Annotated in this window: 12 protein-coding genes; 11 read left to right on the forward strand and 1 reads right to left on the reverse strand. The window is 59.6% G+C overall.

Going from position 1 to position 15,802, the window contains the following annotated elements; all coding sequences use genetic code 11:
* Nucleotides 1-40 precede the first annotated feature (40 nt).
* From AC1EJ1_RS08700 to AC1EJ1_RS08730, 7 genes are all read left to right on the forward strand, one after another.
* Nucleotides 41-505: a maltose acetyltransferase domain-containing protein gene (locus AC1EJ1_RS08700; RefSeq protein WP_058236243.1), complete on the forward strand. Its 465-nt coding sequence runs from the start codon at nucleotides 41-43 to the stop codon at nucleotides 503-505.
* 106 nt (nucleotides 506-611) lie between these two features.
* Nucleotides 612-1,883 (forward strand): HNH endonuclease signature motif containing protein, encoded by a 1,272-nt coding sequence (locus AC1EJ1_RS08705; RefSeq protein ID WP_058236189.1) that lies wholly within the window; start codon nucleotides 612-614, stop codon nucleotides 1,881-1,883.
* A gap of 78 nt (nucleotides 1,884-1,961) precedes the next feature.
* A complete protein-coding gene (locus AC1EJ1_RS08710; RefSeq protein ID WP_480295705.1) occupies nucleotides 1,962-2,885 on the forward strand; it encodes a TatD family hydrolase in 924 nt (307 codons plus the stop codon).
* Between the two features lie 147 nt (nucleotides 2,886-3,032).
* Nucleotides 3,033-4,160, forward strand: a complete 1,128-nt coding sequence (locus AC1EJ1_RS08715) for a transglycosylase family protein (RefSeq protein ID WP_480295706.1) — start codon at nucleotides 3,033-3,035, stop codon at nucleotides 4,158-4,160.
* Nucleotides 4,161-4,249: 89 nt separating this feature from the next.
* A complete protein-coding gene (locus AC1EJ1_RS08720; protein WP_480295707.1) occupies nucleotides 4,250-5,578 on the forward strand; it encodes an aggregation-promoting factor C-terminal-like domain-containing protein in 1,329 nt (442 codons plus the stop codon).
* 27 nt (nucleotides 5,579-5,605) lie between these two features.
* Nucleotides 5,606-6,544 (forward strand): 16S rRNA (adenine(1518)-N(6)/adenine(1519)-N(6))-dimethyltransferase RsmA, encoded by a 939-nt coding sequence (gene rsmA, locus AC1EJ1_RS08725; RefSeq protein WP_480295708.1) that lies wholly within the window; start codon nucleotides 5,606-5,608, stop codon nucleotides 6,542-6,544.
* On the forward strand, nucleotides 6,537-7,487 hold the full coding sequence (locus AC1EJ1_RS08730; protein ID WP_480295709.1) for a 4-(cytidine 5'-diphospho)-2-C-methyl-D-erythritol kinase: 951 nt from the start codon (nucleotides 6,537-6,539) through the stop codon (nucleotides 7,485-7,487). The genes rsmA and AC1EJ1_RS08730 overlap by 8 nt, the downstream gene beginning before the upstream one ends.
* Here AC1EJ1_RS08730 and AC1EJ1_RS08735 read toward each other — a convergent pair.
* Entirely contained in the window at nucleotides 7,467-10,166 is a 2,700-nt protein-coding gene (locus AC1EJ1_RS08735; protein ID WP_480295710.1) for a glycoside hydrolase family 172 protein, read from the reverse strand. The two genes, AC1EJ1_RS08730 and AC1EJ1_RS08735, sit on opposite strands and share 21 nt — an antisense overlap.
* Before the next feature lie 216 nt (nucleotides 10,167-10,382).
* Between AC1EJ1_RS08735 and AC1EJ1_RS08740 the strand changes: the two genes are divergently transcribed.
* The 4 genes from AC1EJ1_RS08740 (at nucleotide 10,383) to AC1EJ1_RS08755 (ending at nucleotide 15,798) form a co-directional block, all read left to right on the forward strand.
* On the forward strand, nucleotides 10,383-11,990 hold the full coding sequence (locus AC1EJ1_RS08740) for a sugar ABC transporter ATP-binding protein (RefSeq protein WP_285016091.1): 1,608 nt from the start codon (nucleotides 10,383-10,385) through the stop codon (nucleotides 11,988-11,990).
* A 17-nt stretch (nucleotides 11,991-12,007) separates the two neighbouring features.
* Nucleotides 12,008-13,111 (forward strand): ABC transporter permease, encoded by a 1,104-nt coding sequence (locus AC1EJ1_RS08745; RefSeq protein WP_092648256.1) that lies wholly within the window; start codon nucleotides 12,008-12,010, stop codon nucleotides 13,109-13,111.
* Nucleotides 13,112-13,169: 58 nt separating this feature from the next.
* Nucleotides 13,170-14,237: a substrate-binding domain-containing protein gene (locus tag AC1EJ1_RS08750; protein WP_285016090.1), complete on the forward strand. Its 1,068-nt coding sequence runs from the start codon at nucleotides 13,170-13,172 to the stop codon at nucleotides 14,235-14,237.
* Nucleotides 14,238-14,406: 169 nt separating this feature from the next.
* Nucleotides 14,407-15,798: an MFS transporter gene (locus AC1EJ1_RS08755; RefSeq protein ID WP_070725591.1), complete on the forward strand. Its 1,392-nt coding sequence runs from the start codon at nucleotides 14,407-14,409 to the stop codon at nucleotides 15,796-15,798.
* The last annotated feature ends 4 nt before the right edge of the window (nucleotides 15,799-15,802 follow it).

The raw sequence follows: 15,802 nt of genomic DNA on the forward strand, positions 1-15,802 counted from the left end.
GGCAGTGACTTTTCTAGAATGTTTCGCAGACCAGCCGCCTTTGACACGACAAGTAAGACTGCGCGATGAGCGTCATGCAAGAACGAAATGCCTCGAGCGGCTCCACGAATTTAATCAGCTGCGCCCATCCGAACAGGTCAAACGCCAGGCGATGATGAAGGAAATGTTCGCTGAAATAGGGGAGAACTGCTACATCGAGCCTCCGTTCTACGCGAACTTCGGTAGCAACATCTACGTCAACTTCAACTTCACCTGCGTAGACGACACACACATTTACGTCGGTGTCTACACGATGTTCGGCCCGAACGTCACCATCTCAGCGGCGGGACACCCGATTATCCCGGAGCTTCGCCGAAAGGGCTACCAGTACAACATGCCGGTTCGCATCGGCTCAGGCTGCTGGATCGGTGCGGGTGTCAATATCCTGCCTGGAATCAATGACCGCGACAAGGAGTTCCACTTCAAAGATCGCCGCATTGACTACGCGCAGCTGAACGGAAAATAGGAAGCCGCCCTGCTGGCTCAAATGTGACACACATCACTTAAATTGTGTCCCGTTAAGTGGTGTTCGTGGGACGCAGATGCACATGCCATCCCTCACAATAGAACACATGTTCGATACTTGTGTGTGTGCAGGTGCACCCGACGGCGGCGGTTCCGCCAGTGAGCTTGATGCTGCCATCGAGCAGGTGAACGCACTGCGCGAGGCGGATGCCCGCTGGCGGAAAGCTGAAGCTGAGCGCGCCCGCATGATCATCGACACGATTCTGACGGTCACTGCCGCGCTCAAAGGAGAGCAGGCTCTTGTGCCGCGCTCAAGCAGCGGCACCCCGCTCATTGCCGAGTTCGCCCATCTCGAACTTGCTGCCGCTTTAGGATGCTCACCCTCTCAAACATTGCAGGAACTCTACTCGCTACTTGGTGTCCGCTTCCGCCTCCCGAGACTGTGGGACCGAGTCATGGATGCTGAAATCCCCGTCTGGAAGGCCTGCCATGTTCACTCGCTGACGTCCACACTCGGCGAATCTCAATGCGCGACGCTCGATGAACTGCTCGGACAGATCGGCTCATGGAACCAGGGGCGCATCACCCGTCACGTGAACCTTCTGATCGCCCGCGTTGCCCCGCAGATGATCGAAGTGCGTGCAGAACTTGCCGAGCGTGCCAGACGCGTCGTGTTCGACATGGACGAGGGAGCTGGCAGCGCCTATATGCATGCGCAACTCGCCGTTACAGATGCCCTCCATCTTGACCGCACCGTCGCAAGTCTGGCATCTGCGCTGGCCGCCTCGCATCCAGATGAGTCGGTTGATGAGCGGCGCTCGCGTGCACTCGGCTTGCTGGCGAACCCCGAGCAGGCGGGGGCACTGTTAAATGGACGTGAAGCGAAAACTGAGCGCAGAGCTGAGATCGTTGCTCATATCTACCCGGATTCGCCGCACTGCGCGAGTATCGACGACGGCGGTTCTGTTCCCGTCGCGCAACTCGCATCCATGCTTGCGCATACTCGGGTCACGATTCGCCCCGTCCTTGACTACTCATCGCTGCCTGCCGGTGACCGGCACGATCCGACATCGACGATGCGCAGGGCACTGCTTCAGCGTGAACCGTTCGAGGTATTCCCCTACTCGAACACGCCCTCAACCTCGTGCGACCTGGACCATACGGTCCCATATGAGGAAGGTGGCTCGGCTGGGCAAACAAATCTGGCGAATCTGGGTCCACTGTCGCGAAGTGTTCACCGTGCAAAAACGCATGCAGGTTGGGACCTCGACCAGCCAGAGCCTGGTGTGTACCAGTGGACAACTCCACTCGGCTTCCGGTACGACGTCGTCAACGGAATTACCCGCTATCGCGGACATATGCCGCCTCAAGGGGAATGAGCCGCAAACGCGGCGGGTTCGTTAGGATCGGTTCAGAGGAATAAGCACGTCACCACAGTGAAGGAAGTGACCGGTCCGGTGTCGAAGAAAAAGAAGCGCGAATGGCCACCAGCTGCGCAACCGCTCGAAGGTCATGTGATCGACAACCACACTCATCTGCCGCTGTATGAGGAACAGATTCCTCGCGCTGAGGGAATCAGGCTGGCGCTTGACGAACAGCTCGAGCGCGCTCAGCAGGTCGGTGTGCGCGGACTCATCACCTCTGCCTGCGAAATCCCTGACTTCCACGGATCGATGCAGCTTGCGCGTGAGGGCGCGCCCGGCCTCGCGATACGAGTGGCGCTTGCGATTCATCCCAACGAAGCAGCATTGCATGCCGGGATTGCTGAACCGTCGCCAGATGGCCTCGTCCCGCACGTTGAACAGCACCACGTTCCGCTGGACGAAGCACTCACGGAGGTTGAACGGCGTCTGAATGACCCGGTCGTCGTTGCCGTCGGTGAAACCGGACTCGACTACTTCCGTACAGCCGATGCCGGCAAACAAGCGCAGGCGGAATCATTTCGCGCGCACATTCGACTCGCAGCCGCGGCAGGCCTGCCGTTGCAAATTCATGATCGTGATGCGCATGAAGACACACTCGCGATCCTGAACGAAACCGCCACGGCCGACCAGCTCATCGTCTTTCACTGTTACTCCGGCGACGCGGCAATGGCGCGCGAACTGGCGAAGAACGGGTGGCATGCGTCATTTGCCGGCAATATGACGTATCCGGCTAACGCCCACCTTCGTCAAGCGCTGGTCGAACTTCCGCCCGAACTCGTGCTGGTCGAAACCGATGCGCCCTATCTCACAGCAGTGCCGTGGCGCGGTCATCCGAACGCGACTCACTCAATTGTCCACACTGTGCGGGCAATTGCCGAGCTATGGAACGTCGACGAAGCTACTGCGTGTGACCGGTTGTGGCGCAGCACGACGCGCGTATACGGCGCATGGGCATAAGGGCTGGACGCAACCACGTGCGACGGCGAAAAGCAAACGCGACGCATGTGAGATGTGCGACGTCGGATGTCACGTTTGGGTAAAACCTATTAGTGTGGCACCAGTCAGTCCGTCTGCCCGACGGAGCCGAACGACCTCAGGACACTTGTGAATTTGGAATTCTCACCGAGCCGACGAACCGTTATCGCAGCCGCATCCGCCGCATCGCTCGCAGTTGTGGGCGTGGCCGGAGTGGGCGCAGCAGCAGCACACAACACCGTGACCCTCGAGGTCGACGGAGTCTCGCAGCCCGTCAGCGGATTCTCCCGCACCGTCTCAGACGTCATCAATGCTGCAGGCGTTGAAGTCAGCCCTCACGATCTGGTCGCACCGGCGATGGGCGAGGGAGTGTCCAACGGTGACACCGTCGTTGTACGGACTGCATCGCCGTACACGGTGGATCTGGACGGGAACCAGGTGGAACTGTGGTCCACAGCAGGATCAATGGCCGATTTACTGGACGAATTCTCCCAGCACGGCACAGCGATCATCGCCGCTGACCGCTCCTTTGCCCGTGCCACATTGCCGCTGGCAGCGCCCGGCGAACGCATCAAGGTTGAGGTAGACGGCAAGACCCTTGACACAGCTGCCGAAACCGGTGACGACACGGCTTCAATCCTGGCTCGCTTGGGCGTCACAACAAGCCCGTTGGACCGCGTGAAGCTGGAAAACCGCGGCGGCACCATCACGATCATCGTGACACGAGTTGAGCGCGGCTACCGCACACAGACCGACGCAGTGCCGTTCCAAACTGAAGAGCGAAAAGACGACACCCTGACTGAAGGAACGACGTCGGTTATTCAGGAAGGCAAAGACGGCTCGGTGACGACCAAGTACTTTGAGGAAAAAGTCGGCGGAGAAATCGCCGTGTCGGCAGCCGTATCGACAAGCAAGACCGACCCGCAAAGCAAGATCGTCGCGGTGGGAACGAAGAAAGCGGCCGCCCAACAGAGGACGACAGCCTCCACGCCGACTGCAGCTCCCGCAACCACTGCTGGTTCGGACGTGTGGGCCGCGTTGGCTCAGTGTGAATCCGGCGGAAATCCGGCGACCAACACGGGCAACGGATTCTACGGCATGTACCAGTTCACTTTGCCCACGTGGCAATCGATGGGCGGCACCGGCCTGCCCTCGGACGCATCGGCAGCTGAGCAAACTGCCCGCGCTCAGGCACTGCAGGCGGCAGCTGGATGGGGCCAGTGGCCAGCATGCGCGGCAAGCCTCGGCCTGTACTGAGCGCGCAACTCACCACAATTTTCCGGTCCGACTCCACAAATAGTCACAAAACGGTTACGGTAGGAACAGCCGATTGGAAGGAGCCTGCCGTGACCCCGCGACGCATCATTGCCACAGCAAGTGCAGCGTCACTAGCAGTAGCCGGCATCGCGGTTGGTGGTATTGCTCAGGCTCGTCACACAGTGATGCTCGAAGTCGACGGAGTCAGTCAGCCTGTCACCGTGTGGGGCGGCACAGTCTCCGACGCGCTCGCCAGCATCGACGTACAGGTCGGTGAACACGACCTGATCTCGCCCACACCCAGCGAAAACATCGCGTCAGTTGACCATGTCGTTGTGCGCACGGCCAAACCCTACGACCTGACGATCGACGGCGAAGAACGCACCGTATGGTCGACGTCCAGCTCAATTGACACGATCCTGGCAGATGCCGACACCTACGGATCCACCGTGGCGATAGGCGCGAGCCGCTCCTCGATGCGAGCCGAACTTCAACCGCTCGTGTCACGCGCACGCACACTGCCAGTCATTGAAACAAACGGCAACGTGATCCAGAATGTTGCCGTCCGGGCAGGCCAGGACATACGACACGTCATTGAAAACAACGGAATCAAGCTGTCGCCGCTGGACCGGGTCACCCTCGAATCGGCAAACGGCGAACTGTCCGTGCGCGTCCAGCCCGTCACCCGCGGACGCGTCAGCACAGACACCCCGGTGAACTTCTCGAAAGAAGAACGCAAGTCCGACGCACTGTTCGAAGGCGAACGCATCGTTGAACAGGAAGGCACACACGGTGCCAACAGCTCTGTGGTATGGCAGGAAACAGTCGACGGCGAAGTGACCTACTCAGCCGTGCTGTCGGCCGACAAGAAAGCGGAACCGCGACCGGAAATCGTCACCGTCGGCACCAGGAAAGTCACGCCCGAAGCTCTCCTGGCCGCCGGCATCGATCCGAAAGCCCAGTTGGAAGAAGGCACTGAATCAGATGGCCGCAAGTCCGTACGATTCCGAGCCAAATCCGGTGACATCTCAAGCCAGGCCGAACTCGATGAAATTCGCGGCATCGCTGAAGCCGAAGGGCTGACGATCAGCTCGACACCGACCGGAACATACTCGGGCGAAGATCCGCGCGGCATCGCGCAGCAAATGGTGAGTCAGCGCGGCTGGTCAGACAGTGAATTCCAGTGCCTGCTGACACTGTGGGATCGCGAATCGCACTGGAACCCCTATGCCGCTAACGCCTGGTCAGGCGCCTACGGTATTCCGCAGGCTCTCCCCGGATCGAAAATGGCATCCGCCGGTGCTGACTGGCAGACGAATCCGGCCACGCAGATCACGTGGGGCCTGGGATACATCGCCGGCCGCTACGGAACCCCATGCGGCGCGCTCGGGCATTCCAATTCTGTCGGTTGGTACTGATCCGCGCTCACGCGATACCCTCGTGACGTGAACGAAACAGACGAACGATCCGCGCTGCTGGGACCTGCCGAGATCCACGCAATCGCGGCTGCCCTCGACATTCGCCCGACCAAAGTGCTGGGGCAGAACTTCGTGCATGACGGCGGAACCGTTCGACGCATCGTGCGAGCAGGTGGCGTAGGGAGAGATGACCACGTGCTTGAGGTCGGGCCGGGACTGGGGTCGCTCACACTGGCGCTCCTGGAAACCGGCGCACATGTCGATGCGGTCGAAATTGATCCGCGCCTGGCTCGTGCGCTGCCGGAAACCGTTCGGGCCCGCATGCCCGAGGCAACAGAGCGCCTCACCGTCACCTGTATGGATGCGATGAAAGTGACGCCGGACGAGTTGGGCGACGCTGCGCCCACCAAACTTGTCGCCAATCTGCCATACAACGTGGCTGTGCCGGTACTTTTGCGACTGCTCGAACGCTTCGAGACGCTGCGCGAAGTCCTGGTTATGGTGCAGGCTGAGGTTGCCGACCGCCTCGTCGCCGGGCCCCGCTCACGAACCTATGGTGTCCCTTCCCTGAAAGCCGCGTGGTACGGCCACGCTGAACGAGCCGGAAGCATCGGGCGCGCCGTGTTCTGGCCGATTCCAAACGTTGATTCCGCACTGGTGCGGCTCACCAGGCGCGATGAGCCGTTGGGTGACGCTGTCCTGCGTGACGCCACATTCGATGCGATCGACCGCGCATTCGGGCAACGACGCAAGACTCTGCGCGCGGCCCTGCGTGACTGGGCGGGATCGGGGGAAGCGGCCGCCGACCTTCTCACCCGTGCCGGCATCGACCCGCAGGCTCGTGGCGAAACGCTGTCCATCGGCCAGTTCGTCGACCTCGGCAGGCTTATCGTCGCCGCCAGACGCGATCCCTCCACGCCCGAGGGAGCCTACGCCTCCACACGAAACGGAGAGGCACATGCGTGAAGCTCAGGCCAGCGCCCCGGGCAAAGTCAACATGCTGCTGCGCGTCGGCGCGCCGGAAAAAGACGGATATCACCCGCTGATCAGCGTGTTCGAGGCGCTCGACCTGCGTGAAACCGTCACAGTGACAACGGCTCGCACCCCCGGAATCGCGGTATCGACAACCGTGTACACGCCAGAGGGCGAGGTAGACGGTCAGGCAAGCGCCATGATGAACGAGCTCGACCCGCACCGGCACTTGGCGGCACGAGCCGCGCGTACCCTGCAGCGCCTGGCGCAAAGCGGCCCGTGGGCGTCAACCGCGGCAGGCGTGAGGATCCACGTTGATAAGCGCGTGCCGATTGCCGGTGGAATGGCCGGTGGGTCAGCGGATGCGGCAGCCACCCTCGTCGCCTGCAACGAACTGTGGGAATTAGGACTGGACGCAGATCAGCTCCAGGCGGTCGGCCGCACGCTGGGCGCGGATGTGCCGGCCTGCCTGGTCGGCGGAATCGCGCTGGGAACCGGGCACGGCGACCATATGCAGGTCCTGGACAGCGAACATGACCACCTGTGGGTATGCGCAACCGCCCACGAAGGTTTATCGACGCCGGAGGTTTTCAGGCGGCGCGATGAGATGGGTGAATGGGCCGAACTCACCCGGCCAGACGAACAGACGCTCGCCGCACTCACCGCCAGTGCGCGCGAGGCGGCACCGTACTTACATAACGACCTGGCAGCGGCCGCGTTCACGCTGCGACCCGAACTGGCCGACACGATTGAGATCGGACGCGAAAGCGGCGCGCTCGCGGTGATCCTGTCCGGATCGGGGCCAACAGTTGCAGCCCTCGTTGCCGACGAACGCGCCGCTGACAGCGTGGCCGCAGCATGGCGTGAGGCTGATCAGGTTGATCGGGTCATCACCACGCGCGGCCCCGCCCACGGCTCAGTGGCGTCTGCGAACTGACAGTACGCACGCTCCTGCGCCCAGCGCTCCAAGTGCTGTGAGTGCGAGGATCGGTGCAGACGAGCCGGTCGCGCTGAGGCGAGGCGGCTTGTCGGCCTGAGGACGCTCGCCAGTCGTGGGCGATGTAGGCGGTGCGGGCGGTTCAGCCGGTTCCGGCGGTTCGACTGGCGTCGCCGCCTCTTCGCCGCCAATCGTGTACACCTCGTAGCGCGCAGCACTCCACGGTGCCGAACCATCGCGCGGAGTCAGCTCAACCGTGATGCTATCGACGTTCTCAGTGATGGCGCGGGGGATTTCGAACGTGTCCTCCAGCCACTGATGAGTCTGATTGGCCAGGGGCTGCAGCCACGTGCCGACATGCGTGCCGTTCACGGCCACATCGACGCTTTGATAGCCGCTCGACTGGTCCGACATGCGATGCAGGCGTACACCCTGATTCGACTTCTTGACTGCCGCGGTGAAAGTGATCGGATCAGTCGAGTCGCGCAGAGAATCGGTCACGCTGACCGTGTCATCGTTGCCTTCGAATGTGCTGGTCAGGGAGCGCGGTTCGCCGCCACCTGAGTACGCGTGAGCCGCCTCGCTGTCCACGTCGGTGATGTTGAGTGAATCAGTAAGGGTCAGTACAGGCGCAGCCGCGTGGCCGTACCAGAAAGCGGTCGAAGAGTATTCAGCTGGATGGCGATTATCCGGCCCGTGCTCCAATCCGGCGCTGATCGAGCTCTGGAAATCGATCGCATCACCGATCAGCAGTCGGTAGGCCGAGTCGCACTGATAGTCACAGCCGTACGTTCCAGCGATCTTCTCCAGTGGCGCACCGTTGGTAAATGCGGAGAACGGTCCGTAATCGAAATACCAGCCACCCTCGTAGAAATCTTCACTGCCGGTGCCGTGCCACTGTGGGGTGCGCAGCCCGTCAACGTAGATGCGCTCATCGCCTTCCAGGTAGCCGCGAACGTTGCCGTCGCCCTGTGACGAGGACATGGTGTGGCTGACTCCCATGAAGCGGCCCTGGCCTTCAGTTGAGAGGAACACCCAGTCGCGCCCGTCTTCGGTCGGACCCGCGTGGTGCGTGGCGTAGAAATATCCGAGGGAGGGGACCGGTCCGCTCAAACGCTCGGCCACACTCGCATCCGCGTTGAATGTGACATCGCACGTACCGTTGTTCAGCGTGTACTGAGAGTTGTTGACCAGTGAGATCGTCATCGTCTTGCCGAACGGCATCGGCCACCACGACGAATATGTCCCTGTTTCGGGATCGACACCGAACATCAGCGAGGTAACGGGCGCCTGGCCCAGACCGGTACCGAAGAATTCTCCGATCGGCGCGTCGACGGTTAACTGGCCGTCGGCGTGGATCTGGATATGTGTATTCGTCAGGAAATCGTCGGACGCCGCGATTTGCTCGGCGTCAGCGGGGTTTGTATTTTCGCGCGCATAGGTCCGGTCTCCGTGCCAACGTTCGTTCATGATCGAATAGTCGTGAGCTTGTTCAGAGGCGCGCGATTCGTCGGTTCCCTCGCCAACGTCGACTTCGTCGGTCCGGATCATGTCGCCGCCCACCTTGGAGTCGACGAAGTAGCGGAATTCGTTGAAGTCGTTGCCCGCAGAGATGAACTCGTTGGTGATGCGGATCGATGACTTGCCTGCGGTGGCGTCGGCGGGCAGTTCAACCGATTCTTCGCGCCACACCCCTGATTTGCCTTCGGTGCCATCCCACTGGCCGGCCTGCGTGCCGTCAACCAGGATGCGTGCCTTCTGATCAGGTGAAATCGGGTCATAGCGGCGCGTGAGCGTGACTCCCTCGTTCGCGGGATCAATCGCCACGGTGAAGCTGGTCGAATCTTTCGTTGCGCGACCGTCATCGTTCATGCGCTCAGGTGCCGGCGCGCCCTTGAGGCCTGGCAGACCAAGGGTGAAGGCCTGGACCATTCCGGGTTCATCCAGCGTCGCGATTGTTGTGGATTCGCCCGGAGCAAGACTGAAGTCTGCGTGCAGGTTCGGCTCATTGACGAGGGAGGCCGGCGACTCCGTACCCCAAGTCTTAGTCTGTTCGAGCAGGTCGGTGGGCACGTTGGAGGGATCGAAGGTCGAAATGCCGTCAGCGGTGGCGAACGAGCGGTACGACACATGGTAAAAGAACGGATTGTTCTGCACCGTGACGCGCATGGATTCGCGGTAGGGCATGGGGATCTTGATGTACACGCCACCGGAGGTTTGCATCTTGTCGGCGACGAACGGATAGATGAACGGTGCGCCGGCTTTACCTTCGACAACGTCCTGGAACGGTGCATTGAGAACGACTGTGCCGTCGAGTTCGATGATGATGTTGCCGGCCTTGGTGACGTCGCCACGATCCCACGTTGACCAGATGGATTGGATTTCGCCGGCGCCTGTGGCTTCTGCCAGCACGCATCCTTCATCGGTGGTGCGCAGGCAGGAGTACTTTCCGCTGAATCCGTCGTGGTCGTTGCCGCCTTCGCGATCAAAGCTTGAGAACTGGCGGCTCTGCGTGCCGGTGCTCAGTTCCGGAAGGTGAGTGATGTCAGTGTAGGTTTGCCAACCTGTTGTGGGATTTTCGTCGGGTGGCGCTGCCTGGGCGAGTCCGCCGATGCTGAGCAGCAGGGCTGTTGACGCGGCCAGTGCGATCTTTCCCGGTCGAGAGAGGTGATTCATCATTGATCCTTGGGTCGAGTGGCGGCATCGCCACTTCGTTTTCGGGCAAAATCAGCTTAAATGGAGCAAAAATGAGTGTCAAGCGATTGTGCATAGTAAATGCAATGTGATATATAGGTTATAGTAATACTAATGTCGCTAAACCGTTACCTGTGAAATCGTTGAGTCGTGTAAACAGCTGGTATACGGTGTGGAGATCAATCCAGGCGCTTGACATCAATGGCGAATCGGAGGCGCGTCGTGACTGCACCGTTGCTCGAAATGCACCATATCGGGAAATCGTTTTCAGGAGTGCGAGCACTCGACAATGTGTCGTTGCGCCTGGGCGCCGGTGAAGTTGTGGCACTGCTGGGAGAAAACGGAGCAGGCAAGTCCACGCTGATCAACGTGCTCTCTGGAGTCTTCAACGACTACGACGGTCACATCAAGGTCGACGGAGAGCCGGTCACGCTGCATAGCCCCAGCACCGCACAACAGCTGGGGATTTCCACCATCCACCAGGAACTGAACCTCGTCCCCGACATGTCAGTGGCAGACAATATCTGGCTCGGACGAGAACAGGCGACCGGAGGGTGGGTCAAGAAACAGCGCACGATTTCGATGGCCCGGGATCTGCTGGCGCGAGTCGGGCTGGATCTAGATCCTAGAAAGTTCGTGCGTCAATACCGACTGGCAGAACAGCAGCTCATTGAAGTGGCAAAGGCGATGAGCCTGAACACCCGAATCCTGATCATGGACGAACCGACGTCGGCGCTGGCAGATGCTGAAGTTGAACGCCTGTTCGAGGTTGTCAGGTCACTTGCATCCGAGGGAGTCGGCATCATCTACATCTCTCACCGTCTGGAAGAACTCGAAGAGATTGCTGACCGGGTCGAAGTCCTGCGAGATGGACAGTTCATCGGTGAACGCGAGATGAAGGACGTCAGTCGATCAGAACTGATCCACATGATGGTGGGTCGTCCGATCTCGGAACTGCACCAGCGTCCCGAGGAAACCGGTGCCCGCGCCGAGGGTGGCGAAGCCAGACTGACGGTGGAGCACCTCTCCCTCATGCCCAATGCGCGCGAGTCGCGGGCAGCACTGCACGACATCTCGCTGTCGGTTGAGCCCGGCGAAGTGCTGGGAATCGCCGGCCTGATGGGAGCTGGTCGCTCAGAAGTACTCGAATCCATTTTTGGAACACTCCCATCCTCGGACATGATCGGTCAGGTCACCCTGAACGGCAAGGCGCTGACCAAGCGGACGCCCGCACGCAGTATCGACGCCGGGATTGCCCTGGTATGTGAAGATCGAAAACTGCAGAGCCTGATCCTGGAAAACTCCGTGCGCTTCAATATGACGCTCCCCGCCCTGTCGGATTTTGCCGGCATAGGCGGATGGGTGAAGAAAACTCGAGAAAAGAAGGCGAGCGAGGAGCAGGTTCAGACTCTTGGGGTGAAGACCCCGTCGATGGATGCGTTCATGAGCACCTTGTCGGGTGGAAACCAGCAGAAAGTCGTCCTCGGAAAATGGCTGCTGACCAACCCGGAAGTGATCTTGCTCGACGAGCCGACACGCGGTATCGATGTCGGTGCGAAGGCCGAAATTTACGAACTTGTTGCGCAGCTGGCATCGCAGGGAGTGTCGTTCATCGTTGTCTCGTCAGAGCTTCCCGAATTACTGGGAATGTGCGACCGAATCGTGGTGTTGTGCGAAGGAAGAATCACCGCTGAATTTGACGCCGGCACAGCCACTCAGGAAGACCTACTCACCGCGGCAATGCCGATTCAAGGGCAGGCAGTCAGAGAGGATGCGCCCGCCGTCGATGCCATCGAAACTGCTAAATAGTGAAGGAGAACAACCCCATGAGCACACAGTCGCAGCGCGGATCGGGTGCGGTCGTGCAGCGCAAGAAATGGCTCCTGATGTTGAGCCAGTCCCAAGGCTATATCGGCCTTCTCCTGATCGTCCTGATTGGACTGTGGAGCCAGGGAGGGCGCTTCGCGGACATAGGAAACCTGACGAACGCCATTGGGTACTTCGCTCCGCGAGGCATCCTGGCGGTGGGAATGACTCTGGTCATTATCACCGGCGGCATCGATCTGTCGGTGGGCGCAGTCATGGCAGTCGGTTCAACCACGTCAGCATGGCTGCTGACGGAAATGAACTGGCCGGTGATCGCGATTGTTCCCACGTCAATGGCTGTGGGCGCCCTCTTCGGCATCATCAGCGGTATCGGCACCGCGTACTTAAAGATCCAGTCGTTTGTCATGACGCTGGCCATCATGACGATCGCACGAGGCTTTACCCGCGAGTTCTCCCATAACGTGTCGATCGGAACGAATGTGATTGGACCGGACGGGGAGGTGGCTCCGGGATCTCAACAGTTCCGAATGCTGGGGACGCCAGGCGAAACCCTGTTCCCTATACCGTTAATAGGGTATTTCCCTGTGCTGGCGCTGATCGTGGTCATTATCCTCGTCCATCTGCTGCTGTCACGCACGACGTTCGGGCGGCACGTGTATGCGGTGGGCGGCAATCCCACGGCGGCGCGCCTGTCGGGTGTGAACGTCAAAGCAGTGCTCGTCATTGTCTTCATGATCTCTGGTTTGCTGTGCGGCCTGGCCGGTCCGATTAACGCGGCTTATAACGCATCAGCAGATCCTCAAGCCGGCATGACCTACGAGATGGACGCGATTGCAGCCGTCGTCATCGGTGGTGCGAGCCTGGCTGGCGGCCGAGGCACAGTGATCGGAACGTCGATCGGCGCATTGATCCTGACCCTGCTCGACAACGTGCTGGGCCTGAACAACTTCAGTGCCAACTGGCAGATGATCATTAAAGGCATCATCCTCGTGGTCGCCGTTGTGATCCAACATCCCGACCTCATTCCCAACGCTGCGGCTCGCCTGAAACGACGAACCGCGCATCCCGTTAAGGCATCCTCGACGCCACACGCGAAGGAGTAGGCCGAGGGGGAAGTCCACACCAAGGTAAACACAACACTAAGAAAGCGAAGGAGCTCTCATGACAATCACGCGACGCAAACTACCGGTACTCCTGGCGGGTGCCCTGGTCGCCGCAGCATCGCTCGGCGCGTGCGCAACCAACGACCAGTCGACATCCGGCTCACAGGCAGATGAAGGCGCATCGAGTGCCACAACTGATCAGAGCAGCGCGGCTGGCGCAAGCGACGGACGTCTGCTGCCCGAAAAGGACAAGTACGTCATCGGGTACTCACAGGCCAACAACGCTGAGCCATATCGTGCGCAGATCAACGCACAGCTGGAGTATTACATCGGGCAGGAATCGAACCTTGAGTTGCTGCCGATTGCTGACGCTCAGCAGGATTCCTCACGTCAGGTGAGTCAGGTCCAGCAGTTCATTCAGCAGGGCGTTGACATTCTGATCGTCTCGCCTAACGAGTCTGACCCGTTGACCCCGCCAGTTGAGCAGGCATGTGAAGCAGGTATCCCGGTGATCGTGCTGGACCGCGCTGTGAACACGGACTGCATCACCTCCTTCATTGGCGGTGACAACGTGGCAATCGGTAAGGCCGCAGGTGAACTGGCACTCCAGCTTCTGCCTGATGGCGGTAAGGTCGTCGAGCTGCGAGGCATTACCTCGAACCAGCCTCAGATCGACCGCGACCAGGGCTTCCGTGACGCAATCGCTGCGAACCCGAAGATCGAGATCGTCAAGGATCAGGACGCAAAGTGGATCAAGGAAGAGGGCACCAAGATCATGCAGCAGTGGCTGCAGTCCGGTGAAGACATTGACCTGGTCTACGCGCACAATGACCCAATGGCGCTGGGCGCCTACCTGGCTGCGGCAGGTGCCGGCAAAGCCGACGACATCAAGTTCATCGGTATTGACGGCCTCGCAATTCCTGACGGTGGCATTCGAGCCGTTCAGGAAGGCCAGCTTGCAGGTACCTTCATCTATCCGACAGGTGCCAGGGAAACAGTCGACACCATTTTGGCGATGATCAAGGGCGAGCCGGTCGAGGCCAGGCAGGTCCTTGAAACCACCCCGATCACACCTGAAAACGCTGCCGAACAGTACGAGCTGAACGACTTCTCCAACAAGAAGTAAGAGATCTTGTACGAGGCCGGCGCCGAGGAACTCCCCGGCGCCGGTTTTGTGTCTAACGGGCGCGAACTGGGGAGATTTGACCCTGCTGAGAACGAGTTATACTCTTTAGCTACGCGCGTAGACAATGCGCGTCAATAGTTCTGCTTCTTCGCTCAATGAGGAGATGTAAATGAGTACTCGAGCAGACGCCGCACCGGCTGCGTCAGGATCGAAGTTCCAACGTCAGGTTGCGGTACTTTCAGGTGCAGGAATGTTCCTTGATGGATTCGATGTATCCGTCATTGCAGTGGCCCTGCCAGGTTTGAAACGACAGTGGGAAATTTCCGGAGGAATTGAAGGCATCGTCGCTGCTTCTGCGATCGTCGGCATGTTCCTTGGCATGATGTTCGGCGGAAAACTGGCTGACTCCTTGGGTCGGCGCAAGATGTACATGATTGACCTGAGCGGATTCGTGATTTTCGCCCTGTTGGCAGCGTTGACGCAAAATGCGTGGCAGCTAATCGCAACACGTTTCCTGTTGGGTCTGTTCATTGGTGCGGATTACCCAATCTCATCGTCCATTACCGCTGAATTCACTGCTCCCAAGCGTCGTGGACGCTTCATCATCCTCATGTCATTGTTCTGGCAGGTGGGAGCTTTCTGCGCGTACATGACAGGCATTGCCATGCATCCGTTAGGGGAATCCGCATGGCGATGGATGCTGGGATTGGGTGCCGTTCTGGCGGCAATTACGTTGGTTCTGCGTCACAAAGTTCCTGAATCGCCTCGCTGGCTGCGTGAACACGGGCGGATCGAGGAAGCTAACAGTGTGATGCGTGAGATCACAGCCATTCAGGGTGCCTACTTCGACGAAAATGACACGCTAGCAGAGTCCGCACAGGAGTCGATGCAGTCTAAGTCGCGCGTGTATGGGACGTGGTGGGAGCTCTTCAGCCCCAATATGATTCGTTCAACCATTTTCTGCTGCACATTCTGGTTTGCCTTTGCCGTGTCCTTCTATGGCATTCAGATGTACACTCCGTCAATTCTGGAACCGTTCACTCAGGGGAACACCATCTTGGCTTACATTGGTTCGTCGATCATCGCATTGCTGGGTGTTGCCGGCGCCGGCATTGGCATGTACACGGTCGAAAAGATCGGTCGCCGTCCGCAGATTCTATGGTGCTTCGCCGGTATGATCGTCGTCCTCGTGGCACTGGCGCTGACTGATAACCCATCAATTGGCCTGCTTATCTTCCTGCTGTCAGGAGCTATCCTTCTGGCGAACCTAGGTCCCGGCGTGCTGGACATGGTCTATCCAAACGAGCTGTTCCCGACCCGTCTGCGTGCATCCGGTACTGGTTTTGCGGGATCTATCAGCCGTATCGGCGCGATCTTGGGCGTCACAGTGTTCCCCGTGATGGTGGAAAACTGGGGAATGTCGCGCTCAACGTGGCTCTTCGCGGGGGTAGCGGTAGTGGGGTTGATTGTGTCTTACTTCCTAGCTCCTGAAACCAAAGGCAAGTCTCTCGAAGAACTCGAGGAATTGGCCAATAATGGGTGGAAGACCCGTAACGTGTAAGACG

This window comes from Pauljensenia sp. C0170B4 (assembly GCF_056590235.1).

Coding starts and splice junctions, on each gene's coding strand:
- AC1EJ1_RS08750 (WP_285016090.1), top strand. CDS start 13,170: ATGACAATCACGCGACGCAAACTACCGGTACTCCTGGCGGGTGCCCTG.
- AC1EJ1_RS08730 (WP_480295709.1), top strand. CDS start 6,537: ATGCGTGAAGCTCAGGCCAGCGCCCCGGGCAAAGTCAACATGCTGCTG.
- AC1EJ1_RS08755 (WP_070725591.1), top strand. CDS start 14,407: ATGAGTACTCGAGCAGACGCCGCACCGGCTGCGTCAGGATCGAAGTTC.
- AC1EJ1_RS08735 (WP_480295710.1), bottom strand. CDS start 10,166: ATGATGAATCACCTCTCTCGACCGGGAAAGATCGCACTGGCCGCGTCA.
- AC1EJ1_RS08705 (WP_058236189.1), top strand. CDS start 612: ATGTTCGATACTTGTGTGTGTGCAGGTGCACCCGACGGCGGCGGTTCC.
- AC1EJ1_RS08745 (WP_092648256.1), top strand. CDS start 12,008: ATGAGCACACAGTCGCAGCGCGGATCGGGTGCGGTCGTGCAGCGCAAG.
- AC1EJ1_RS08740 (WP_285016091.1), top strand. CDS start 10,383: ATGGCGAATCGGAGGCGCGTCGTGACTGCACCGTTGCTCGAAATGCAC.